At 64.2% G+C, this 22745-nt stretch carries 19 protein-coding genes; 10 read left to right on the top strand and 9 right to left on the bottom strand.

All coding sequences use genetic code 11. The features are described from left to right. Positions 1-4: 4 nt before the first annotated feature. From hemA to CAF53_RS15850, 3 genes are all read right to left on the bottom strand, one after another. Positions 5-1225: a 5-aminolevulinate synthase gene (hemA, locus tag CAF53_RS15860; protein WP_100238579.1), complete on the bottom strand. Its 1221-nt coding sequence runs from the start codon at positions 1223-1225 to the stop codon at positions 5-7. A 155-nt stretch (positions 1226-1380) separates the two neighbouring features. Then, positions 1381-2184, bottom strand: a complete 804-nt coding sequence (murI, locus tag CAF53_RS15855; RefSeq protein WP_100238578.1) for a glutamate racemase — start codon at positions 2182-2184, stop codon at positions 1381-1383. 34 nt (positions 2185-2218) lie between these two features. Beyond that, positions 2219-2689, bottom strand: a complete 471-nt coding sequence (locus CAF53_RS15850; RefSeq protein WP_100238577.1) for a hypothetical protein — start codon at positions 2687-2689, stop codon at positions 2219-2221. Positions 2690-2846: 157 nt separating this feature from the next. On the opposite strand from CAF53_RS15850, the gene plsY reads away from it, so the two are divergent. The 3 genes from plsY (at position 2847) to topA (ending at position 7183) form a co-directional block, all read left to right on the top strand. Continuing rightward, entirely contained in the window at positions 2847-3461 is a 615-nt protein-coding gene (plsY, locus tag CAF53_RS15845; RefSeq protein WP_046763270.1) for a glycerol-3-phosphate 1-O-acyltransferase PlsY, read from the top strand. After that, on the top strand, positions 3458-4540 hold the full coding sequence (dprA, locus tag CAF53_RS15840) for a DNA-processing protein DprA (RefSeq protein ID WP_100238576.1): 1083 nt from the start codon (positions 3458-3460) through the stop codon (positions 4538-4540). Before plsY ends, dprA begins: the two co-directional genes overlap by 4 nt. Before the next feature lie 96 nt (positions 4541-4636). Then, the gene (topA, locus tag CAF53_RS15835) at positions 4637-7183 is read left to right on the top strand and encodes a type I DNA topoisomerase (RefSeq protein WP_100238575.1); all 2547 of its coding nucleotides are present in this window, start codon (positions 4637-4639) and stop codon (positions 7181-7183) included. Between the two features lie 68 nt (positions 7184-7251). Here the strand turns inward: topA and era are convergent, their stop codons facing one another. The 3 genes from era to lepB all read right to left on the bottom strand — a co-directional run bounded on the left by era (position 7252) and on the right by lepB (position 9779). After that, positions 7252-8160, bottom strand: coding sequence for a GTPase Era (era, locus tag CAF53_RS15830; RefSeq protein ID WP_046762941.1), 909 nt, complete (start codon positions 8158-8160; stop codon positions 7252-7254). Between the two features lie 111 nt (positions 8161-8271). Beyond that, the gene (gene rnc / locus CAF53_RS15825) at positions 8272-8943 is read right to left on the bottom strand and encodes a ribonuclease III (protein WP_100238574.1); all 672 of its coding nucleotides are present in this window, start codon (positions 8941-8943) and stop codon (positions 8272-8274) included. Then, positions 8940-9779 carry a signal peptidase I gene (gene lepB, locus CAF53_RS15820; protein ID WP_046762939.1) on the bottom strand — a complete coding sequence of 280 codons (840 nt, stop codon included), beginning with the start codon at positions 9777-9779 and terminating at the stop codon, positions 8940-8942. The genes rnc and lepB overlap by 4 nt, the downstream gene beginning before the upstream one ends. 402 nt (positions 9780-10181) lie before the next feature. Here lepB and pgi point away from each other — a divergent pair, with 402 nt between their 5' ends. Further along, positions 10182-11687, top strand: coding sequence for a glucose-6-phosphate isomerase (gene pgi, locus CAF53_RS15815; RefSeq protein WP_100238573.1), 1506 nt, complete (start codon positions 10182-10184; stop codon positions 11685-11687). 153 nt (positions 11688-11840) lie between these two features. After that, positions 11841-13187: a glutathione-disulfide reductase gene (gor, locus tag CAF53_RS15810; RefSeq protein WP_100238572.1), complete on the top strand. Its 1347-nt coding sequence runs from the start codon at positions 11841-11843 to the stop codon at positions 13185-13187. A gap of 3 nt (positions 13188-13190) precedes the next feature. Here the strand turns inward: gor and CAF53_RS15805 are convergent, their stop codons facing one another. Then, positions 13191-13901 carry a 2OG-Fe dioxygenase family protein gene (locus CAF53_RS15805; RefSeq protein ID WP_100238571.1) on the bottom strand — a complete coding sequence of 237 codons (711 nt, stop codon included), beginning with the start codon at positions 13899-13901 and terminating at the stop codon, positions 13191-13193. Between the two features lie 85 nt (positions 13902-13986). Beyond that, positions 13987-14772 carry an SDR family oxidoreductase gene (locus CAF53_RS15800; RefSeq protein WP_100238570.1) on the bottom strand — a complete coding sequence of 262 codons (786 nt, stop codon included), beginning with the start codon at positions 14770-14772 and terminating at the stop codon, positions 13987-13989. Between the two features lie 105 nt (positions 14773-14877). Between CAF53_RS15800 and CAF53_RS15795 the strand changes: the two genes are divergently transcribed. Continuing rightward, entirely contained in the window at positions 14878-15774 is an 897-nt protein-coding gene (locus CAF53_RS15795; RefSeq protein WP_100238569.1) for a LysR family transcriptional regulator, read from the top strand. Here CAF53_RS15795 and CAF53_RS15790 read toward each other — a convergent pair. Beyond that, on the bottom strand, positions 15771-17186 hold the full coding sequence (locus tag CAF53_RS15790) for a helix-turn-helix transcriptional regulator (protein WP_046763269.1): 1416 nt from the start codon (positions 17184-17186) through the stop codon (positions 15771-15773). The two genes, CAF53_RS15795 and CAF53_RS15790, sit on opposite strands and share 4 nt — an antisense overlap. A 120-nt stretch (positions 17187-17306) precedes the next feature. On the opposite strand from CAF53_RS15790, the gene CAF53_RS15785 reads away from it, so the two are divergent. The 4 genes from CAF53_RS15785 to bioB all read left to right on the top strand — a co-directional run bounded on the left by CAF53_RS15785 (position 17307) and on the right by bioB (position 22708). Then, on the top strand, positions 17307-18839 hold the full coding sequence (locus tag CAF53_RS15785) for an acyl-CoA carboxylase subunit beta (RefSeq protein ID WP_046762933.1): 1533 nt from the start codon (positions 17307-17309) through the stop codon (positions 18837-18839). A gap of 108 nt (positions 18840-18947) precedes the next feature. Next, positions 18948-19388, top strand: a complete 441-nt coding sequence (gene mce / locus CAF53_RS15780) for a methylmalonyl-CoA epimerase (protein ID WP_100238568.1) — start codon at positions 18948-18950, stop codon at positions 19386-19388. Positions 19389-19556: 168 nt separating this feature from the next. Continuing rightward, a complete protein-coding gene (gene scpA / locus CAF53_RS15775) occupies positions 19557-21710 on the top strand; it encodes a methylmalonyl-CoA mutase (RefSeq protein ID WP_046762931.1) in 2154 nt (717 codons plus the stop codon). Next, complete coding sequence (bioB, locus tag CAF53_RS15770) at positions 21710-22708, top strand: biotin synthase BioB (protein WP_100238567.1); 999 nt, start codon at positions 21710-21712, stop codon at positions 22706-22708. The genes scpA and bioB overlap by 1 nt, the downstream gene beginning before the upstream one ends. The last annotated feature ends 37 nt before the right edge of the window (positions 22709-22745 follow it).

The raw sequence follows: 22745 nt of genomic DNA, 5'->3' as shown, positions 1-22745 counted from the left end.
CGGATCAGGCCGCCTTCTTCAGTTCCAGTTCCAGCCGGTCCCAGATTTCCACCAGCGCGGAGACGAGGTCCTGCATCATCTCTTCGGTATGCGCAGGGCCGGGGGTGAAGCGCAGCCGTTCCGTGCCGCGCGGAACGGTGGGGTAATTGATCGGCTGAACATAGGCGCCATATTCGGCGAGCAGGATGTCGCTGATCCGCTTGGCCTTGACCGGGTCGCCCACCATCAGCGGAACGATGTGCGTGACCGATGGCATCACCGGCAGGCCGGCGTCGGCCATCAGCCGCTTGAGGGTGGCGGCGGATGCCTGTTGCCCTTCGCGTTCCTCGCTCGATTGCTTGAGATGGCGGACGCTGGCGAGGACGCCTGCGACCAGCACGGGCGAGAGCGAGGTGGTGAAGATGAAGCCCGGCGCGTAGCTGCGGATCACGTCGACGATCATCTGGTCGGCCGCGATATAGCCGCCCATGACGCCGAAAGCCTTGCCCAGCGTGCCCTCGATGATGGTCACCCGATCGGCGACCTCGTCCCGTTCGGAAATGCCGCCGCCGCGCGCGCCATACATGCCGACCGCATGGACCTCATCCAGATAGGTGAGCGCGTTGAATTCGTCCGCCAGATCGCAGATCGCGGCGATGGGGGCGATATCGCCGTCCATCGAGTAGACGCTTTCGAAGGCGATCAGCTTGGGCGCTTCGGGATCTTCGGCGGCCAGAAGCTCGCGCAGATGGTCGACGTCATTGTGGCGGAAGACGCGCTTTTCGCAGCCTGAATTGCGGATGCCCGCGATCATCGAGGCGTGGTTCAGTTCGTCCGAGAAGATGATGCAGCCGGGCAGGATCTTCGCCAGGGTGGAGAGCGTCGCTTCGTTCGAGACATAGCCCGAGGTGAAGAGCAGCGCCGCTTCCTTGCCATGCAGGTCGGCCAGTTCGCCTTCGAGATCGACATGATAATGGGTGTTGCCGCCGATGTTGCGGGTGCCGCCCGAGCCTGCGCCGACATCGTGCAGCGCCTCCTCCATGGCGGCGACGACCTTGGGATGCTGGCCCATGGCGAGATAGTCGTTGGAGCACCAGACGGTGATCGGCTTGGGACCATTATGGCCGTGGAAGCAGCGGGCGTTGGGGAATGCGCCCTTGTTGCGCAGGATGTCGATGAACACCCGGTAGCGACCTTCCGTGTGGAGCCGGTCGATAGCCTGCGTGAAGATGTGCTTGTAGTTCACTTAACGCCCTGTCCCTGATCCCGCATCCCCTCTTATGGAGGGGGCATTACCTGCTGCGGCGCCCTATTACCAGTGATAACCGCTCGCAGCGCTAGGGAGAAATACCTATCACACTGATAGAATGGCTTGCGATTGGACCAATGGTCCACCCCCGTTCAAAGCCCTTCCATCCGCTGTAGTCCATAGCGCGCGAGCGCGGCGCGAAGGGGTTCCACCCCCTCATCCAGTCTCGTGAAGACGGCAGTTCCGGGAGGAGCGGCGGCAGGCCAGTCCTGGCCCTGGGTCAGATAGGCGATGCGCCGGGCAATGCCTTCGCCGCCATGTACGAAACGGAGCGGGCGCGGCGATGCGGCGGCGAGTTCCTCCTCGACCAGCGGGAAATGGGTGCAGGCGAGCACCACGACGTCCATCCGGTCGCCGCCCGGTTGATCGAACAGCCCGGCAAGAGCGTCGTGCGCGACGGCGGGATCGAGCGGTTCGCCGCGCAATTTCGCTTCCGCCAGTTGGACCAGTGCCGCCGAGCCATGGCGCAATACCGTGCAATCCGAGCCATATTCGGCGGCCAGACGGTCTACATAGGGTTGGCGGACGGTCGCATCGGTGCCGAGGACGCCGAAGACCCGGCTCTGCGAGAGCAGGGCGGCGGGCTTGATGGCGGGAACGGTGCCGACGACGGGTATGTCCAGCGCCGCACGCACCGCGGAAAGAGCGATGGTGGACGCCGTGTTGCAGGCGATGACGGCAAGACGCGGGCGATAGCGTTCGACCAGCCGCCCGAGCAGGGCGGGCACGCGCGCGGCGATTTCCGCTTCGCTCTTGGTGCCATAGGGGAAGCCGGCGCTGTCCGCCGCGTAGACGATCGGCGCATGGGGCAGTGCTGTCCGTGCCGGAGCGAGGATGGAAAGTCCGCCGACGCCGGAATCGAAGAACAGCAGGGGGGCAGTGGATGCGACTGTCATTATGTTCGACATGTCGCGGCGACCGGCGCTGGTGTCAACGGGGCGGTTTAGGGGTGCCCGGCGGGCTGGGGGAAAGCAGGCCGCGCAGCGCCGCCATGCTGGCCTCATATTGCGTGCGGTCGGCCGCATCGGCGGAATCGCGCAGCATGTCGAGATCGCGGCGGAGTTGATCGATGCGCTTGAGCGCCATGGCATGTTTCACCCCATCTACCCGTCCCTTCAGCTCCGCTACCTCGCTATAGGCCTCCGTCCTGTCCCAGTCCGGTTGCCGCTTCACCAGCGCGTCGACGGCGTCCAGCAGCTTGCCGATCTGCCGGCCGTAGCTATCCTCGGCGAGGATCGCCTGCTCCGTCTGGGGGGCTGAGGAATTATTCTCGTTGACGATGACATTGCCGAACGACCATCCCGAATTGATCGATTGCCATAGCTGCTGAGGCGCGAGCGACGCCGCGATCCAGGGGCGCCAGAAACTGGTCCAGGGTTCCAGGGAGGCACGGTCGGTCATGGCGGCTCCGGCTATGGCATTGGCAATGGGATTTGTCGGGCGAGCCTAGGCGCGATCCGGGATAAATCAAGCGAATGCCTGTCGAAATCGGGCGCTTTGGGCATTGCCCGGTGCGCCGGGAACGCTATGGTCGCGCCGCAACTATTTCGGCGATATCATGACCCCTCCCTGGCTAATTCCCGCATTCGTCCTGCTGATCGGTTATCTGCTGGGTTCGATCCCCTTCGGCCTGCTGTTGACCCGCTTCACCGGCGCGGGCGACCTGCGCAAGATCGGGTCGGGCAATATCGGCGCGACCAATGTGCTGCGTACCGGGCGCAAGGGGTTGGCGGCGGCGACCTTGCTGCTTGATCTGGCGAAGGGCGCGGCGGCGGTGCTGATCGGTGCGGCGCTGGTCGATGGTGGCGGGCCGATGGCGGGGGCGATGGCCTTTATCGGGCATTGCTATCCGCTCTGGCTGCGCTTTGCGGGCGGCAAGGGCGTGGCGACGATGATGGGCGTGGTGACCGCGCTTTACTGGCCTGCGGGCATCGTCTTCGCGGTGGTGTGGCTGGCCGCGCTGTTCGGGACGAAATGGTCCTCGGTCGGGGGCATGTCGGCGGCGGTCAGCGCGCCGGTCTCCATGTGGTGTTTCGGGCGGATCGATCTGGTGCCCGTGGCGCTGGCGCTCGCGTTGATCGTGTTGTGGCGGCATCGAGAGAATATCGCGCGGCTGGCCAAGGGGATGGAGCCCAAGGTTGGCGCTTCGAAGAAATCAGCGTCCGGCGAATGAGCGAACAGGAGCGGTTCAACCGCCTGCGCCTGATCCGCAGCCCCCGCATCGGGCCGGTGACTTTCCGTCAGTTGATGGCGCGCTTCGGAACCGCGGGCGAGGCCTTGCGCGCGGTGCCGGAACTGGCGGCGCGGGGCGGCGGCAAGGGGGCCATCATCGATGCCGGACTGGTCGAGCAGGAGATTGCGCGAACCCGCGCGGTGAGCGCGCGCTATCTGTTGATGGGAGACCGGGATTATCCCTTTCTCCTGGATCAGATGGAAGGCGCGCCGCCCGCGCTGATCGTGCGGGGCGACACCGGGTTGATGGCGCGGGAGTGTGTTGCCATGGTCGGCGCGCGTAATGCCTCGGCGGCGGCATGCCGGTTCGCGCGGACATTGGCGCAGGATCTGGGCCAGCGTGGCGCCGTGGTGGTGTCGGGGCTGGCGCGCGGGATCGATACGGCGGCGCATCAGGGATCGATCGGGAGTGGGACGATAGCGGTCATTGCCTGCGGGATCGACATTGCCTTTCCCCCGGAAAACGAGGCTTTGCAGGAGCAGATCGCGGAGCAGGGGCTGCTGGTGACCGAGCATCCGCCGGGCACGCAGCCACTGGCGCGGCAATTTCCGGCGCGCAACCGGATCATCGCGGGGCTGGCGCGGGGCACCGTCGTCGTGGAGGCTGCGCCGAAATCCGGGTCGCTGATAACGGCGCGACTGGCGGGGGAAGCCGGGCGCGAAGTGATGGCGGTGCCGGGGTCGCCGCTTGATCCGCGCGCGCAAGGATGCAACCAGTTGATCCGGGAGGGGGCGGTGCTGGTGCAGAATGCGGCCGATGTGATCGAGGCGATCGGGGCCATCGATCCGCGCATGGTGCGGCAGGGCAGCTTCGATTTCGCGGGCGCGCCTGTGTCGTCCGATGTGGCCGAGCATGAGCGGGCGGCGATCTTCGCGCTGCTGGGGACCGCGCCGGTGCCGGTCGACGAAGTGATCCGGCTTTCGGGTCTTGGTCCGGCGGTGGTGCATACGGTTCTGCTGGAGCTGGAACTGGCGGCCCGGCTGGAGCGGCATGCGGGCGGACGGGTCAGCTTGTCATGATCGCTTCACATTTGGACATAAGGGGCGCTTGACGTCCGCCGAAAACACCTTCCAGACTCGCGCGTGTACGTGAGAGATTTCAGAACCGGGGCTTGAATGCAGCTTGTCATCGTAGAATCGCCGGCCAAGGCGAAGACCATCGAGAAATATCTGGGCGGCGATTTCCATGTGCTTGCGAGCTATGGGCATATCCGCGACCTGCCGGCCAAGGACGGGTCGGTGGACCCGGACAATGGCTTTTCCATGAGCTGGGAAAATTATGGCGACAAGGGCAAGCAGCTGAAAGCCATTGCCGACGAAGCCAAGAAGGCGACGCGCCTGATCTTGGCCACCGACCCCGATCGCGAGGGCGAGGCGATCAGCTGGCATGTGCAGGAGGTGCTGCGCGCCAAGAAGGCGTTGCCGCAGAAGGTGGACCGCGTGACCTTCAACGCGATCACCAAGCAGGCGGTGACCGAGGCGATGGCCCAGCCGCGCGCGTTGGACGAGGATCTGATCGACGCCTATCGGGCGCGGCGGGCGCTGGATTATCTGGTGGGCTTCACCCTGTCGCCGGTGCTGTGGCGCAAGCTGCCCGGCGCCAAGTCGGCGGGGCGCGTGCAATCCGTGGCCCTGCGTCTGGTGGTCGAGCGCGAGCGCGAGATCGAGAGCTTCGTGCCGCAGGAATATTGGTCGGTCGCGGCCGAGATGGAACAGGGCGGGCAGGGCTTCACCGCGCGGCTGGTGCGCTGGCGCGGCGAGAAGATCGAGCGGCTGACCATCGGCAAGGAAGGCGACGCCATGGCCGCGAAAGCGGACGTGGAGGCCGGGCGCTTTACCGTCGAGAAGGTGGAGACGAAGCCGGTTTCGCGCAATCCTCCGGCGCCGTTCACGACCTCGACGCTTCAGCAGGAGGCGGCGCGCAAGCTCGGCTTTTCCGCCAGCCACACGATGCGGATCGCGCAGCAGCTTTATGAGGACGGCGCGATCACCTATATGCGTACCGACGGCGTGCAGATGGACGGCAGCGCCATTTCCGCCGCGCGCAAGGCGATCGCGGAACGCTATGACGGCGGTTATCTGCCCGAAAAGCCGCGCCAATATCAGACCAAGGCGAAGAATGCGCAGGAAGCGCACGAGGCCATCCGTCCGACCGAATTTTATCGGGACAAGGTGGGGTCGGGCGATCATGCGCGGCTTTATGACCTGATCTTCAAGCGGGCGCTGGCGAGCCAGATGGCTTCGGCGCGGCTGGAGCGGACGGTCATCGATCTGGTCGATGGCACCGGGCAGCATGCCCTGCGCGCTACGGGCCAGGTGGTGATCTTTCCGGGCTTCCTGGCGCTTTACGAAGAGGGCCGCGACGACGCCGAGGATGACGACAGCAAGCTGTTGCCGCGCCTGGGCGTGGGGGATGCGCCCGCCAAGAAAAAGGTGACGGCCGAGCAGCATTTCACCCAGCCGCCGCCGCGTTACTCCGAAGCATCGCTGGTCAAGAAGCTGGAGGAACTGGGGATCGGGCGTCCGTCCACCTATGCCTCGACGCTTCAGGTGCTCAAGGACCGCGATTATGTGCGGATCGAGAAGAACCGCTTTTTCGCCGAGGAGAGCGGGCGGCTGGTGACGGCCTTCCTGGAGCGCTTCTTCGAGCGGTACGTGTCCTATGACTTCACGGCGGGGCTTGAGGAAGAGCTGGACGATATTTCCGGCGGCCGTGCCCAGTGGCAGGCGGTGCTGGAAGCTTTCTGGCGCGACTTCAAGCCCAAGACCGCCGAGGTGATGGAGCAGAAGCCGTCCGACATCACGGCGGAACTGGACAAGTTCCTGGAGCCGATGCTCTTCCCGCCCAAGGCGGACGGCAGCAATCCGCGGGCCTGCCCGATGTGCGGCGATGGGCAATTATCGCTGCGCGGCGGACGATTCGGCGCGTTCATTGCCTGTTCCAACTATCCGGAGTGCAAATATACACGCAAGTTCGGGCAGCCGGGCGGGAGCGAAGGTGGCGAGGATAGCGGACCGGAAGTGCTGGGTCAGCATCCTGAAACCGGGCAGGACATCGTGAGGAAGTCGGGGCGTTTTGGTCCCTATATCGAAATGGGCGAGGGCAAGGAGGCCAAGCGCGGTTCCATCCCCAAGGATCTGCCCGAGATGACGCTGGACTGGGCGGTGAAGCTGCTGAGCCTGCCGCGCGAGGTCGGGCTGCATCCGGAGACGGGCAAGCCGATCGTGGCGAATATCGGGCGGTTCGGTCCCTATCTGCTGCATGACGGCAAATATGGCCGGCTGTCCTCCACCGCCGAGATTTTCGAGGTGGGGATGAACAGCGCCGTTGCCAAGCTGGCGGATGCGGCGAACAAGGGCGGGCGGGGGTCTTCCTCGCGTGAGCCGCTCAAGGTTTTGGGCAAGCATCCGCGCACCGAGGCGGACATCAAGCTGATGGCGGGGCGCTATGGGCCTTATGTCACCGACGGCACGACCAATGCGACGCTGCCCAAGACGATCGAGCAGGATGCCTTGACGCTGGAGGAGGCCGCGCAACTGATCGATGCACGGGCAGCGGCGGCACCTGCGAAGAAGGGGAAGAAGGCGCCTGCGAAAAAGGCGGCGGCGAAGAAGCCTGCCGCCAAGAAGGCGCCGGCCAAGAAGAAGGCAGCGGCGGAGTAATGAAAAAGGGGCCCCCGTCCGGACGGGAGCCCCTTTTTCTCAGGCCGTTCGCCTCGCCGAGCGATTTTCTACTCCACCCAGTCCAGCCCGATGTCGCGGTAGATGAAGCGGTCATCCTCCCAATCTTCCTTCACCTTGACGTGGAGGTAGAGGTGGACCTTGACGCCGAGCAGGCTGGCCAGCTCGGCGCGGGCCTTTGAACCGATTTCCTTGAGGCGCTGCCCGCCCTTGCCCAGCACGATGGCGCGCTGGCTGGAGCGGCCGACGAGGATCTGCTGGTGGATTTCGACGGAGCCGTCCTCGCGCTCGCTATATTTTTCCGTGTCGACGGCCGCGGCATAGGGCAGTTCGGCGTGGAGCTGGTGATAGAGCTGTTCGCGGGTGATCTCGGCCGCCAGCATCCGGTCGGTGGCGTCGGAAACCTGATCCTCTGGAAAGTGCCAGGGGCCTTGCGGCATGGCGTTCGCAAAGGCGGTCTTGAGTTCCGCAAGGCCGTCGCCGGTCGCGGCGCTGACGAAGAAGGTCTCCGCAATGTCGAGCTGTTCGTAGAGCCGCTGGGTGTGGACCAGCAGCTTTTCCTTGATGGCGATATCGACCTTGTTGAGGATCAGCCATTTCTTTTCCGGCCGGGCGGCGAGTGCGCTGACGATCGGTTCCATCTTGGCACCCAGGCCCGCCTTGCCGTCGACGACGAGCGCGATCAGGTCAGCGCCCTGCGCGCCGCCCCATGCGGCCTGCACCATGGCGCGGTCCAGGCGGCGTTTGGGGGCGAAGATGCCGGGTGTGTCGACCAGCACCATCTGCGCGTCGCCCTCGATCGCGACGCCCATGACGCGGGTGCGGGTAGTTTGTGCCTTCGGGCTGGTGATTGCCACCTTCTGGCCGACAAGGGCATTTACCAGCGTCGATTTGCCGGCATTGGGCGCGCCGACGATGGCGATGACGCCGCAGCGCTGGGTTTCTAACTCAACAGTCAAACATATCTCCGTTCGGATCGCGCCAAGTGCTCCTGCGAAGGCAGGAGCCCAGTTCTACCGTTTCAACTGGGCTCCTGCCTTCGCAGGAGTACATCATATCATAAAAGTCGTTCAGATTGTCAGTTTGTCCAGCAGCGCTTGGGCGGCAGCAGTTTCCGCCTCCTGCTTGGAGCCGCCGGTTGCGCTCGCTTCGCCTGCACCCTTGATCGAAACCGTCACCGTGAAGCGCAGCGCGTGGTGCGGGCCGGAGCGGTCGGTCATCGCATATTCGGGGGGCTTGCGCTTGTTGGCGGCCGCCCATTCCTGGAGCGCGGACTTGGGATGCTTGGGCGCGCTCGATTGGGTGTCGACGCGTTCACCCCAGAGGCGGCGAACGAGGGTGCGGGCTTCTTCAAGGCCGCCCTCCAGATAGAGGGCGCCGATCAGCGCCTCCATCACGTCGCCCAGCACATTGTCGCTATCGGCGGCGCCGTCGTCGCGGGCCTGCTTGCCGAGCACCAGATGAGCGGGAACCCCGGCGCTACGGGCGACTTCGGCGCAGGTCTCGCCGGAAACCAGCGCATTGAAGCGGCGGGAGAGCTTGCCTTCGGGTTCGCCCGAAAAACGGTCGTAGAGCCACTCTGCGATCAGCAGTCCGAGGATGCGGTCGCCCAGGAACTCCAGCCGTTCATAATTCACCATATTGGCGCTGCCATGGGTCAGCGCCTGGGTGAAGGCAGTCGGGTCCTTCGGCGCGCGGCCGATCAGGGCCCTCAGCCAGCCTTCGGTGTCGGGTTTCGTCAAAAGCCTTCCCCGATGCGGCTCCAACGCGCGGCGGAAACCCAAGTCCAGGGGAGCAGCCAGTTCGCGCTGCCATCGGTCGAGAAGACCGAGATCATCGCCTTGCCGACCAGATTTTCCTCCGGCACCAGGCCGATGCCGCCGCCGTCGACCGCCGGGAAGCGGCTGTCGGCGCTGCGGTCGCGATTGTCGCCCATCATGAAGAGATGGCCTTCGGGCACGACCACCGTGTCGCGGTCGTCCGCCGCGCCGTCGGGCATGAGGTCGAGGACATTATAGCTTTTGCCCGGCTTGCCATCGACGGCAGGCAGGGTCTCGCGATATTGCGGGTAGCGGCACTGGCGACCGCCGCCGGGCGCTGCTTCCTCGAATTTCGGGCGGTAGCAGGGGGAGGGGCTGCCTTCCTTCGTCGCCGCGTCGGTCATGTTCGGGGTGACGGGGATGACGAGGTCATCGACCTTCTGCTTGGGGATCGCCTGGCCGTTCAGATAGACCGTGCCATGGCGCACGGAGATCATGTCGCCGGGCAGGCCGATGACGCGCTTGATATAGTCGTTCTTCTGGTTCGGCGGCGCCTTGAACACCACCACGTCGCCGCGCTGGGGCGTCGAGGCGAAGATGCGGCCGGGGATCAGGGGCACGCCGAAGGGCAGCGAATAGCGCGAATAGCCATAGGGCCATTTCGCCACCAGCAGATAATCCCCGATCAGCAGGCGCGGCTGCATCGATTCCGACGGGATGTTGAAGGGCGACACGATGAAGCTGCGCAGGACGAAGACGAACACCGCCAGCTTTGCGAGAAACCAGAGGAAATCCCGCGTTTCGGATTTTGCGCTCATGCTTGGTCGTCTTTTCCTTCAATTCGCCCTGAAAACAGGCCGTCGCGGCTTTTGCGGGTTAGTAAAGCCGCCGTCAAGCGCGCTAGGACGGATCGGCATTCAGTTCTGGCTGCCTGCAAATGGTTGAAGCGAGTCACGTGCCTCGCTTCAATCTCCGCGCTTCCGGTGCTCACCTACTTTTAGTACGCTACGCTCCGGGTCGCAGAAAACCACCATTTTCGCCACGTCATCTCCTGAATGTCCATCCGTCCTAAAGACCAACTGCTGCTCTCATCATGCTGTCCTGCAACCTGATTTTTCTGCCTGAGCGGTGCAATAGCGGAACGACTGGGCTAGGATGGGCAAGAATCGACAGGTGCAGCGTCGGTATCGATCAACGGCAAAACAAGAGGATATTCCCCAATGTCCAGCCCTGCACTGGCAGCGCTCGCGGCTCTTCCCCAGGCCGATCTCAAGTCCATCTTCACCACCGATCCCGACCGGCTGAGCAAATTCACCCTGACACAAGGCCCGATCCGCTTCGACTGGTCGAAGACGCATTTGACCGATGGCCTGTTCGACGGGTTCCTGAAGCTGGCCGAGGAAAAGGGCTTCGCCGCGCACCGGGACGCCCTGTTCGCGGGCGAGGCGGTGAACAACACCGAGGGGCGCGCCGCCGAGCATCCCGCCGAACGGGGCGAGGGCAACGCGGACAGCGTGGCGCGGGCCAAGATGTTCCATGCGCGGATGCGGGCGTTGATCGACGCCATAGAGGGCGAGGCACTGGGGCCGATCCGGCATATATTGCATATCGGCATCGGCGGGTCGGCGCTGGGGCCGGACCTGATCGTCGATGCGCTGGGCGGCGATGGGGGGCGTTATGACGTCGCCATCGTGTCCAATGTCGATGGTACGGCGCTGGAGCGGGCGATTTCGCGTTTCGACCCCGAAGCAACCCTGATCGCGGTGGCCTCCAAGACCTTCACCACCACCGAAACCATGCTGAACGCGGCAAGCGCGATCAACTGGATGGTCGAGGCGGGCGTCGACGACCCTTATGGCCGGGTGATCGCGCTGACCGCCTCGCCGGACAAGGCGATCGAGTGGGGCGTGGATGAGACGCGGGTGCTGCCCTTTGCCGAGAGCGTGGGCGGGCGTTATTCGCTCTGGTCCTCCATCGGGTTTCCGGCGGCGCTGGCGCTGGGGTGGGATGCTTTCGAGAGCCTGCTGGAAGGCGCGGCGGCGATGGACCGGCATTTCCGGCTGAGCGACCCCAGGCAGAACGCGCCGCTGATCGCCGCCTTTGTCGATCAATATTATGCGCGGGTGCTGGGCTGCCAGACGCGGGCCCTGTTCGCTTATGACGAAAGATTGCGGCTGCTGCCCTCCTATCTCCAGCAGTTGGAGATGGAGAGCAACGGCAAGAGCGTGACGCGGGATGGGACGCCGGTCGATGGGCCGACGGCGCCGATCACCTGGGGTGGCGTGGGCACCGACGCGCAGCATGCGGTGTTCCAGTTGCTGCATCAGGGGACGATCCTGACGCCGGTGGAATTCATCGCCTCGATCGAGCCGGGCCATGCGCTCGATCCGGCGCATCATCGCGCTTTGCTGGTGAACTGCTTCGCGCAGGGGGCTGCGTTGATGCGCGGCAAGGACAATGTGGCCGATCCGGCGCGAGCCTATCCGGGCAACCGGCCTTCGACCACGATCCTGCTGGATGATGTGACGCCGGAGGCCCTGGGCGCGCTGATCGCCTTCTACGAGCATCGGACCTTTGCCAATGCGGTGCTGATGGGGATCAATCCCTTCGACCAGTTCGGCGTCGAGCTGGGCAAGGAGATTGCGCGGTCCATCGAGGCGGAGGGGCCGAAGGGTTTCGACCCGTCGACGATGGCGTTGATCGATCTGGCCCTGGGTGGGGTTTGACGGATTAGCCTCTTTTGGAGGTGGAGGGGTTGCGCAAAGCTCGCTTCGCTCGCGCCCACCCCCGGCCCCTCCCGCTTGCGGGAGGCACACGATTCTCATTTGTAACTCTGCCGGGGACGCTCCATATGCGGGCGCAACCCAGCGGAGGCATGAATGAGCGACTACGACTTCGACCTGTTCGTCATCGGTGCGGGATCGGGAGGCGTGCGGGCTTCCCGCGTCGCGGCGGCGCATGGCGCGAAGGTCGCGGTGGCCGAGGAATATCGCGTCGGCGGCACCTGCGTCATTCGCGGCTGCGTGCCCAAGAAGCTGCTCATTTACGGCGCGCATTTTGCCGAGGATCTGAAGGATGCGCGGCGTTTCGGCTGGAATGTGCCGGATTGCGACTTCGAATGGACGACGCTGCGCGACAATGTGCTGGCCGATGTGGACCGGCTGGAGGGGCTCTACAAGAATACGCTCGACAGCCATAAGGTCGAACTGATCCCCGAGCGCGCGACGATCACCGGGCCGCATAGCGTGAAGCTGGCCAGCGGGCGGGAGGTCAGCGCGAAATATATCCTCGTTTCGACCGGCGCCTGGCCGATCGTGCCGGAGATCGAGGGCGCGGAACATGGCGTCACCTCCAATGAGGTCTTCCATCTGGAGGAATGCCCCAAGCTGATCGTGATCGTCGGCGGCGGCTATATCGCCAATGAATTTGCCGGCATCTTCCACCAGTTCGGCAGCCATGTGACGATCGTGAACCGGTCCAATACGCTGCTGCGCGGCTATGACGAGCAGATACGCGACCGGCTGCTCCAGATATCGACGATGAAGGGGATCAATTTCCGCTTCAATGCGGAGATGGAGAAGATCGAGAAGAATGAGGACGGCACGCTCTGCGTCCGTTTCAAGAGCGGCGATCCGATCGCCTGCGACCTGCTGGTGTTCGCGACCGGGCGCAAGCCGCATGTCGACGGGCTGGGGCTGGAAAATGCCGGGGTGGAGCTGAACGACAAGGGCGCGATCAAGGTCGACGACCATAGCCGCACGAGCTGCGAGAGCATCTATGCCGTGGGCGACGTCACGGACCGGATGCAGTTGACGCCGGTGGCGATCCGCGAGGGCCATGCCTTTGCGGACACGGTGTTCGGGGATAATCCGCGCACGGTCGACTATGATTGCGTGCCCTCCGCCGTGTTCAGCCATCCGCCGCTGGCGGGCGTGGGGCTGACCGAGGCGCAGGCCAAGAACAAATATGGGACGGTCAAGGTCTATACGTCCGATTTCCGGCCGATGAAGAATGTGCTGGCCGGGCGGGATGAGCGAGCGCTTTACAAGATGGTGGTGGATGCCACGACCAATCGCGTGGTCGGACTGCACATGATCGGGCCGGATGCGCCCGAAATCTTGCAGGCGGCGGCGATTGCGGTGAAGGCGGGTCTCACCAAGCAGGAATTTGACGACACGGTCGCCCTGCACCCCAGCATGGCTGAGGAACTGGTGCTGCTGAAATAGGTCCTATTCCGCGGCGAAGGTGACGACCAGAGCGTCGCGCCAGGCGGGTTGCGCCGGGTCCACCGGGTGGATTTCGGTGACGCCATGCATGATCCGATGGTCGTCGACGAGCACGGCGTCGCCGGGGCGGGCGAGGGTGAATTCGCCAAGCTCCTTGCCATCGGGCGTGCCGATGCGGGTGACGCCTTCACGGACATTGCAGCGCTTGACCAGCATCACGAAGACCCAGTCCACCCCGTCGCGATGCATGCCTTCGGGCGTCGGGCGGCCGAGTTCGCCGGTGCGCGCTTCGATGCGGAACTGGTGGAGTTCAACATGCTGCCGTCCGATCAGGGGAAAATTGCGGGCGCAGAAGGCGAGGATCGACCGCATCACGGCATTGTCGATGGTGGCTTGATCGACGGGATCGAACCAGCGCTGCACATCGCCATTCAGGGGATTATAGTCCCGGCTCTGAAAATGCGGCTGATGGGGCTTGCGGCTGAAGCCGCCATTCTCGAAGCCAAGGATGGCATGGCGGCGGCGGCGATAACGACCGCCATCGGCCATATAGAGATCGGGACCAAGATGATCCCAGCTTTGGGCGAACGCCTCCCAATCGGCGGCCGGGATGGCAAGTTGGTCGAACAGAAGGGTGCCGGACAGTCGGGCATAACCGCTGTCATCCAGTGCGCGGCCCAGTGGCGTGTCCGTCAGAATGTCCGTATCGCTCATCTATCTTTCCTTAACCGGAGGGACAGACGAGCGACAGGGCCAGTTCCCGCAAGCAGGATTGCACGGAGCTTCGGGTGCCGGAATCTCAGGCGATGGTGGGTATGATCCCTCCTTCCGCCCGGATCGCGGCGCCATTGGTGACGGCGGCGAGCGGGCTGGCGAGATAGGCGACCATCGATCCGATCTCGTCGGCCTCGATCAGGCGGCGGATGAGGGAGAGGGGGCGCAGTTTATCAAAGAATTCCGCCTCGCGCTCGGCCTCGGGTGCGTCCTTGTTTTCCACGACCGAGCGGATGAAGTCGACGATCCCTTCCGACCGGGTGGGGCCGGGCAGGACGGAATTGACCGTGACGCCCGTGCCGCGCGTCTGTTCGGCAAGGCCGCGGGCGATGGCGAGCTGGGCGGTCTTGGTCATGCCGTAGTGGATCATCTCGCCAGGCGGCAGCAGGGCGCTTTCGCTGGCGATGAAGATGATGCGGCCCCAATTCCGTTCGATCATGCGGGGGAAATAATGGCGGGCGAGGCGCGCGCCGCTGACGACGTTGACCTCGAAGAAATGATGCCAATCCTCGTCCGAGATTTCGGTGAAGGGCCTGGCTTCGTATATGCCCAGATTGTTGACGAGAATGTCGATGTCGGGCGCGGCGGCGATCAATGCGGCCGCTCCGTCGGCGGTTGCGGGATCGGCCAGGATCGGGCGAACCTTGCCGACCGGCGCGATCTGGGCAGCGGCCTCGTCCAGCTTCGCCTGGTTGCGGCCGGTGATGACGACTTCCACGCCTTCTTCTGCGAGACGTTTGGCGATGGCGAAGCCGATGCCGGCCGTCGATCCAGTGACGAGGGCGGTCTTTCCGGCGAGTTTCAGATCCATGGGGCACTCCTTTTCCGTGAATGAGTGCAAGAATAAGAAACGTTGCCATTGATGATTAGAAGGACATCTATCACTATAGAAGTGATTTCAAATCATGGATGAGAGATGGACAACCGCTTTGGGGATATCGAGACATTTCTGGCCGCCGCGCGGGAAGGCAGCTTCGCAGCGGCCGCCAAGACGCTGAGGCTGACGCCGTCCGCCGTGAGCCGGAGCATCGGGCGGCTGGAGCAGCGTCTTGGCGTCACATTGTTGCGGCGGACCACGCGGTCACTGGCGTTGACCCTGGAGGGGGCATCCTATCGCGACCGGATGATGGCGCTGATGACGGAGATGGCCGACGTCGAAGCGGGGTTGGGGCAGCAGGAGCAGGGACCGCGCGGGCTTTTGCGGGTCAATGCGTCCGTCTCCTTCGGTACGGAGTGCCTCCTGCCGATCCTGCCCGATTTCCTGGGGCGCCATCCGGCCGTGGCGGTCGATCTGGCCTTGTCGGATGCGGTGGTCGATCTGGTGGAGGAACGGGCCGATATCGCCATTCGCATCGGACCTTTGCGGGATACGCGATTGCGAGCGAAGAAGCTGGGGCATAGCCGCATGCTGTTGGTCGCCAGTCCCGCCTATCTCGCCGCGCGGGGAACGCCGCGCACGCCGGAGGAACTGGATGGGCATGACTGCCTGCAATTCAGCTTTCGCCGGTCGGTGGACAGCTGGCCCTTCCGGATCGGTGGGCGGGTCGTGCAGCGCCCGGTTCAGGGGCGGTTTTTCGGCAATTCGGGCGAGGTCGTGCGGCAGATGGCGATCGCGGGAGGCGGTATCGCGCGACACGGGCGCTTTCATGTCGCGCGCGATGTGCGGGAAGGGAGGCTGGTGGAGGTACTGGGCGATTTCAGCACGGGGGACGGAGAGGATATCCACGCGCTTTATTCCGCGCAGGACCGGCTGGCCGCACGGGTGCGGGCCTTTCTCGACTTTCTGGACGAGGCACTGGAATTGCCCGGCTAACCGATCCAGTAGGGCACGATCTGCCGGTTGTCGGGATCGACGTGGATCGGGCGGTCGGCGGGTGGGAAGGCGCGCTGATCACAGCTTTGCCGGGAACAGAGGCGGCAGGTGATGCCGATCGGGGTGGCGGCGCCCTCCACCTCCAGTTGCAGGCCGTCGGCATAGACGAAATTGGCCGCATGGGCGATCTCGCAGCCCAGCACCACCGCGAAACGGCGCGGGGTGCGGCTGTAGCTGCCCAGCGGTTTGACGAGACCCTTCGCCATGGAGACATAGCGTACGCCGTCCGGCGTTTCGCCGAGCTGGACGTTGATCCGGTCGGGGATGGCGACGGCTTCGTGGACGTTCCACAAAGGGCAGGCACCGCCGAAGCGGGCGAATTGCAGGCGGGTCGCGCTGTGCCTTTTGGTGATGTTGCCGGCCATGTCGACGCGGCAGAAGAAGAAGGGAATGCCGCGCAGCCCCGGCCGCTGAAGGGTCGAGAGGCGATGGCAGGCCTGTTCGAAACTCACCCCGAAGCGGCGGGCGAGGCGGTCGATGTCATGGCGGACCTCGCGGGCGACTTCGCGGAACTGGGCGTAGGGCATCAGCAGCGCGCCCGCCGCATAATTGCCGAGGCCGATGGCGAGAAGGCGATCGGCCCCCAGGACCGGCAGGGCGGCCTTGTTCACCACGTCGGCGATGACGGCCTGCCCCTCCAGCATCATGAGCTGATGCGCGAGCATGAATTTGCGGCTCTCCGTCGGCAGGGCGGCGTTGATGAACAGCCGCTTCTCCACGCTGGTATAGGATCGGAGCGCGGAATCGGGCGTCTCCGCGATCAGCGTTTCGATGCCGTGGCGGCGCGCGAGCGCTTCGACCAGCATGCCTTCGTCCAGAACCTGCCCGGCGGTGAAGCTGGCGGCCATGTCCTCGGCCAGGCAATCGAGGCTGTGGACGTAATTGCCGGCCTCATGGAACCAGTCGCGCGCGGCTTCCCAGGGGAGGCGGGCCTGCACCGCATGATCGTTGGCGATCGCCTCCTCTATCATGTTGATGCGTTCGTTGGCGCGCATATGGGCGTTGTAGAGATCGACATAGCGCGCCGCGAATTCGGGGAATTGCAGGTGCAGCTTTTCGATCCGTTCCGGCTCCATCGGGACGCCGGGAAGTTCGGGATGGGCGAGCGCGAAGGTGAAGGCGCCCAGCAACTGTTCGTCCTCACGACTGTCGAAACTGGCCCAGTCGGTGGGAAAGGCACTGGCGAGCGCGGCCTTCACCTTGGCGGTGAGGGGGCGATCGTCATTTTCCATCTGGCTGAGATAGGATACGGAAATCCCAAGCGCCTGTGCCATGGTCGCCTGATCCATGCGATGGTCCAGACGGAGTTGCCGCAGGCGGGGTCCTGCAAAGATTCGATTGCCGCGAGCCATGATTTGTCCATAATTTGCAAAATCGCGATTTGCAAATTGGCAAAATCGCATTTGCGAAAATGCGAAAAGGTTGGAAAGGGCGGGCGCAGGAGTCCGCGACAAGCCGGAGAGAAGTCTTATATGTCGAAGCTCGCCATCATTGAACAGCTCGAAGCCAAGCGCGATGCCGCGCGGCTGGGCGGCGGCCAGCGCCGCATCGACGCCCAGCATGCCAAGGGCAAGCTGACGGCCCGCGAGCGGCTGGAAGTGCTGCTGGACGAGGACAGTTTCGAAGAGCTGGACATGTATGTCGAGCATAATTGCATCGACTTCGGCATGGACGAGCAGCATATCCCCGGCGACGGCGTCGTGACCGGATCGGGCACGATCAACGGCCGGCTGGTCTATGTCTTTTCGCAGGACTTCACCGTTTACGGCGGCGCCGTGTCCGAGCGGCACGCGATGAAGATCTGCAAGATCATGGACATCGCCATGAAGGTCGGCGCGCCGGTCATCGGCCTGAATGACTCGGGCGGCGCGCGCATCCAGGAAGGCGTGGCCTCGCTGGGCGGCTATGCGGAGATTTTCCAGCGCAACGTGCTGGCGTCGGGCGTGGTGCCGCAGATCAGCGTGATCATGGGGCCGTGCGCGGGTGGTGCGGTCTACTCGCCCGCCATGACCGACTTCATCTTCATGGTGAAGGATTCGAGCTTCATGTTCGTGACCGGGCCGGACGTGGTGAAGACCGTCACCAATGAGGTCGTGACGCAGGAGGAACTGGGCGGCGCGGTGACGCACACCACCAAGTCGGGCGTGGCCGACGTGGCGTTCGAGAACGACATTGAGGCGCTGCTGGCGGTGCGCGATTTCGTGGACTTTCTGCCCGCTTCCAACAAGGAGCCGGTGCCCGAACGGCCGAGCGCCGATGCGTGGGATCGCATCGAGGAGAGCCTGGACACGCTGATCCCAGCCAATGCCAACCAGCCCTATGACATGCATGAGCTGATCCGCAAGGTGGTGGACGAGGGCGACTTCTTCGAAGTGCAGCCGGCCCATGCGGGCAACATCATCTGCGGTTTCGGGCGTGTCGAGGGCAAGACCGTCGGCATCATCGCCAACCAGCCGATGGTGCTGGCGGGCGTGCTGGACATCAATTCGTCCAAGAAGGCCGGGCGGTTCGTGCGTTTCTGCGATGCGTTCGAAATCCCCATCGTCACCTTCGTCGACGTGCCGGGCTTCCTGCCGGGGACAGCGCAGGAACATTCGGGCATCATCAAGCATGGCGCGAAACTGCTGTTCGCTTATGCCGAGGCGACCGTGCCGAAGATCACCGTCATCACCCGCAAGGCCTATGGCGGCGCCTATGACGTGATGGCGTCCAAGCATCTGCGCGGCGACCTCAACTATGCGTGGCCGACGGCCGAGATCGCGGTGATGGGCGCCAAGGGCGCGGTGGAGATCATCTTCCGCGGCAAGACGCCGGAGGAGATCGCGGAAAAGACCAGGGAATATGAAGACCGCTTCGCCAACCCGTTCGTGGCGGCGAGCAAGGGCTTCATCGACGAGGTGATCCAGCCGCATTCGACCCGCAAGCGGATCGCCCTTGGCTTGCGCAAGCTGCGCAACAAGGCGCTCGAAAATCCGTGGAAGAAGCACGACAATATTCCGTTGTGACGGCCCGGGCCGTCATCCCAGCGAAGGCTGGGATCTCAGGCGGCCAGACGGAGCTTTTGGGGCATGAGACCCCAGCTTTCGCTGGGGTGACGAGAATGGTGAAGTAGTATGAAACTCGGTCGCTTGAACCATATCGGCGTGGCGACGCCTTCGCTGGAGGCTTCGCTGGCCTATTATCGCGACGTCATGGGCGCGACTTTGACGCACGAGCCCTTCGACCTGCCCGCGCAGGGGGTGAAGGTGTGCTTCGTCGACACGCCCGGCGAGAATGGCACCGACGGCACGCAGATCGAACTGATCGAGCCGCTGGGTGAGAACAGCCCGATCCACGGCTTCATCGCCAAGAACCCGGCGGGTGGGCAGCATCATATGTGCTATGAAGTGCCCGACATCCATGAAGCCAAGAAGTGGTTCGAGGGGCTCGGCAAGAAGGTGCTGGGCGAGCCGCGCATCGGGGCGCATGGGACGCTGATCTTCTTCGTCCATCCCAAGGATATGAACGGGGTGCTGACGGAGATCATGGAGACGCCGAAAGAGGGCGCACATTAACACCACCCCTCCCGCATGCGGGAGGGGCAGCGAGACTTGGGGCTGCGCAGCAGGCCCTAGTCGCAGCGGGGTGGGCCGGAACAGCCCACTCCAACTTCGGCTAGGCGGACAAGCCGCCAAGCCTGCGTATCCTCTCCCGCCTGCGGGAGAGGAATAAGGGTAGGAAAGATGACCGAGAAGCCGACGCTGGATCAGTGGGCCGCCGCCTCCGCCAAGGAAGTGAAGGGCAAGGATCTCAACTGGGAAACCCCGGAGGGGATCACGGTGAAACCGCTCTACACGGCGGAGGACGTGACCGTCGATCCGGGCCTGCCCGGCTTCGCGCCGTTCACGCGTGGCGTGCGCGCCTCCATGTATGCGGGGCGTCCCTGGACCATCCGGCAATATGCGGGCTTCTCCACCGCTGAGGAATCCAACGCCTTCTATCGCCGCAATCTGGCGGCAGGGCAGAAGGGGCTATCGGTCGCTTTCGACCTGGCCACCCATCGCGGCTATGACAGCGATCATCCCCGCGTCGTCGGTGACGTCGGCAAGGCGGGCGTGGCGATCGATACGATCGAGGACATGAAGATCCTGTTCGACGGCATTCCGCTCGACCAGATGTCCGTTTCCATGACCATGAACGGCGCGGTGATCCCGATCCTGGCCTTCTTCATCGTCGCGGGCGAGGAGCAGGGGGTCGAGCGCAAGCTGCTGGACGGAACCATTCAGAACGACATTCTGAAGGAGTTCATGGTCCGCAACACCTATATCTATCCGCCCGAACCCAGCATGCGGATCATCTCGGACATTTTCGGCTATACCAGCCGCGAGATGCCCAAGTTCAACAGCATCTCCATCTCCGGCTATCATATGCAGGAAGCCGGGGCGACGCAGGTGCAGGAACTGGCCTTCACCATCGCGGACGGCGCGGAATATGTGCGCTACGGGGTGGCTTCGGGCCTCGATATCGACAAGTTCGCCGGGCGGCTCAGCTTCTTCTTCGCGATTGGCATGAACTTCTTCATGGAGATCGCCAAGCTGCGCGCCGCCCGCGTGCTGTGGCATCGGGTGATGACAAAGCTCGGCGCCAAGGACGAGCGCTCCAAGATGCTGCGCACCCATTGCCAGACGTCGGGCGTATCGCTGACCGAGCAGGACCCCTATAACAACGTCATGCGCACCACCATCGAGGCGATGGCGGCGATGCTGGGCGGCACGCAGTCGCTGCACACCAACGCGCTGGACGAAGCGATCGCGCTGCCGACGGACTTCTCGGCCCGTATCGCGCGCAACACGCAGATCGTCATCCAGGAAGAGACCGGCATGTGCAATGTCGTCGATCCGCTGGGCGGTAGCTATTATATCGAGGCTTTGACCCAGCAGTTGGTCGACGCCGCGCAGGAGATCATCGACCGCGTCGAGGCCGAAGGCGGTATGGCGAAGGCCGTGGGCGCAGGCTGGCCCAAGGCGATGATCGAAACCGCCGCCGCCGCCCGTCAGGCCCGCGTCGACCGGGGCGAGGACGTCATCGTCGGCGTCAACAAATATCGCCTGGCGAACGAAGACCTGCTGGAGACGCTGGAAGTCGACAACACCAAGGTTCGCGAGGCGCAGATCGCCCGCATCAACCGGGTCAAGGCCGAGCGTGACGAGGAAGCGTGTCAGGCCGCGCTGGAATCGTTGCGTCAGGCGGCTGCGGGCGATCAGTCGATCGAGAACAACCTTCTTGCCCATGCGGTCGAAGCGGCGCGGGCGCGTGCCACGCTGGGCGAAATTTCGGCCGCCATGGAGGACAGCTTCAACCGCTACGGCACGCAGCCGACGCCGGTGAAGGGCGTCTATGGCAAGCCTTATGCGCAGGACAGCCGGTGGAAACAGGTTCTTGACGGGGTGCAGGCCGTCGAGCGGCGCCTCGGTCGCAAGCCGAAAATCCTCATCGCCAAGATGGGGCAGGACGGTCACGACCGGGGTGCCAACGTGATCGCGTCGGCCTTTGGGGACATGGGGTTCGACATCGTGTCGGGGCCGCTGTTCCAGACGCCCGACGAAACGGTGGTGCTGGCGTTGGAGAGCGGCGTGGACGTGGTGGGCGCTTCGTCGCTTGCCGCCGGGCACAAGACGCTGATCCCCGACCTCATCCGGCAGCTTCGGGAAAAGGGCCGCAACGACATCAAGGTGATCGCGGGCGGGGTCATTCCGCCGCAGGATTATGACTTCCTCCGTGACGCGGGCGTTCAAGGGATTTATGGACCGGGCTCCAACGTCGTGGAATGCGCCGCCGATGTGCTGCGTCTCCTCGGCCACAACATGCCCCCGGCGGGGCTGGAGGAAGCCGCATAATGACCGTTACGCCTCGCACTGACTGGACCCGCGACGAGATCGCCGCGCTGTTCGACTTGCCCTTCAACGACCTGATGTTCGAGGCGCAGTCGATCCATCGTGCGAACTTTCCGCGCAATGAAGTGCAGCTTTCGACCCTGCTGTCGATCAAGACCGGCGGCTGTCCGGAGGATTGCGGCTATTGCAGCCAGTCGACCGAGGCGGAAAGCGGCCTGAAAGCCACCAAGCTGATGGACGTGCAGGCCGTGCTTCAGGCGGCGGCGCAGGCGAAGGACCATGGTTCGGGCCGTTTCTGCATGGGCGCGGCGTGGCGCAATCCCAAGGAACGGGACATGCCCAAGCTCATCGAAATGGTGAAGGGTGTTCGCCAGATGGGCATGGAAACCTGCATGACGCTGGGCATGCTGTCGTCCGGTCAGGCAAAGCAGCTCGCGGATGCTGGGCTGGATTATTACAACCATAATATCGACACTTCGCCGGAAAATTACGCCAACGTCATCACGACCCGGACCTTCGAGGACCGGATCGAGACGCTGAAAAATGTCCGCGACGCGGGCATCAATGTGTGTTGCGGCGGGATCGTCGGCATGGGTGAGACGCGGAGCGACCGCATCGGCTTTCTTCACGCGCTGGGCACCATGCCGCATCCGGAAAGCGTGCCGATCAACGCGCTGGTGCCGGTGGCCGGGACCGTGCTGGGCGATATGTTGAAGGATACGCCGCTCGCCAAGATCGACGAGGTGGAGTTCGTCCGCACCGTTGCCGTGGCGCGGATCGTCATGCCGCGCTCGATGGTGCGGCTGTCCGCCGGACGCGAGAGCATGAGCGAGGCCTGTCAGGCGCTCTGCTTCATGGCGGGGGCGAACAGCATCTTCACCGGCGACAAGCTGCTGACGGCGGCCAATGCCGGGGATGACAAGGATAGCGCGCTGCTTTCCAAGCTCGGGCTGGCGCCGATGATGGCGCAGCCGCATGGGCATCTGGAGGCGGCGGAGTAATTTACACGCACGCTGGCGACCTATCTCTCCCGACAGG

This window comes from Sphingobium sp. LB126 (assembly GCF_002795205.1).
Taxonomy (GTDB): Bacteria; Pseudomonadota; Alphaproteobacteria; order Sphingomonadales; family Sphingomonadaceae; genus Sphingobium; species Sphingobium chungbukense.
Note: the sequence above shows the minus strand (reverse complement) of the source record. Positions and strands in the feature narration are given on the sequence as shown.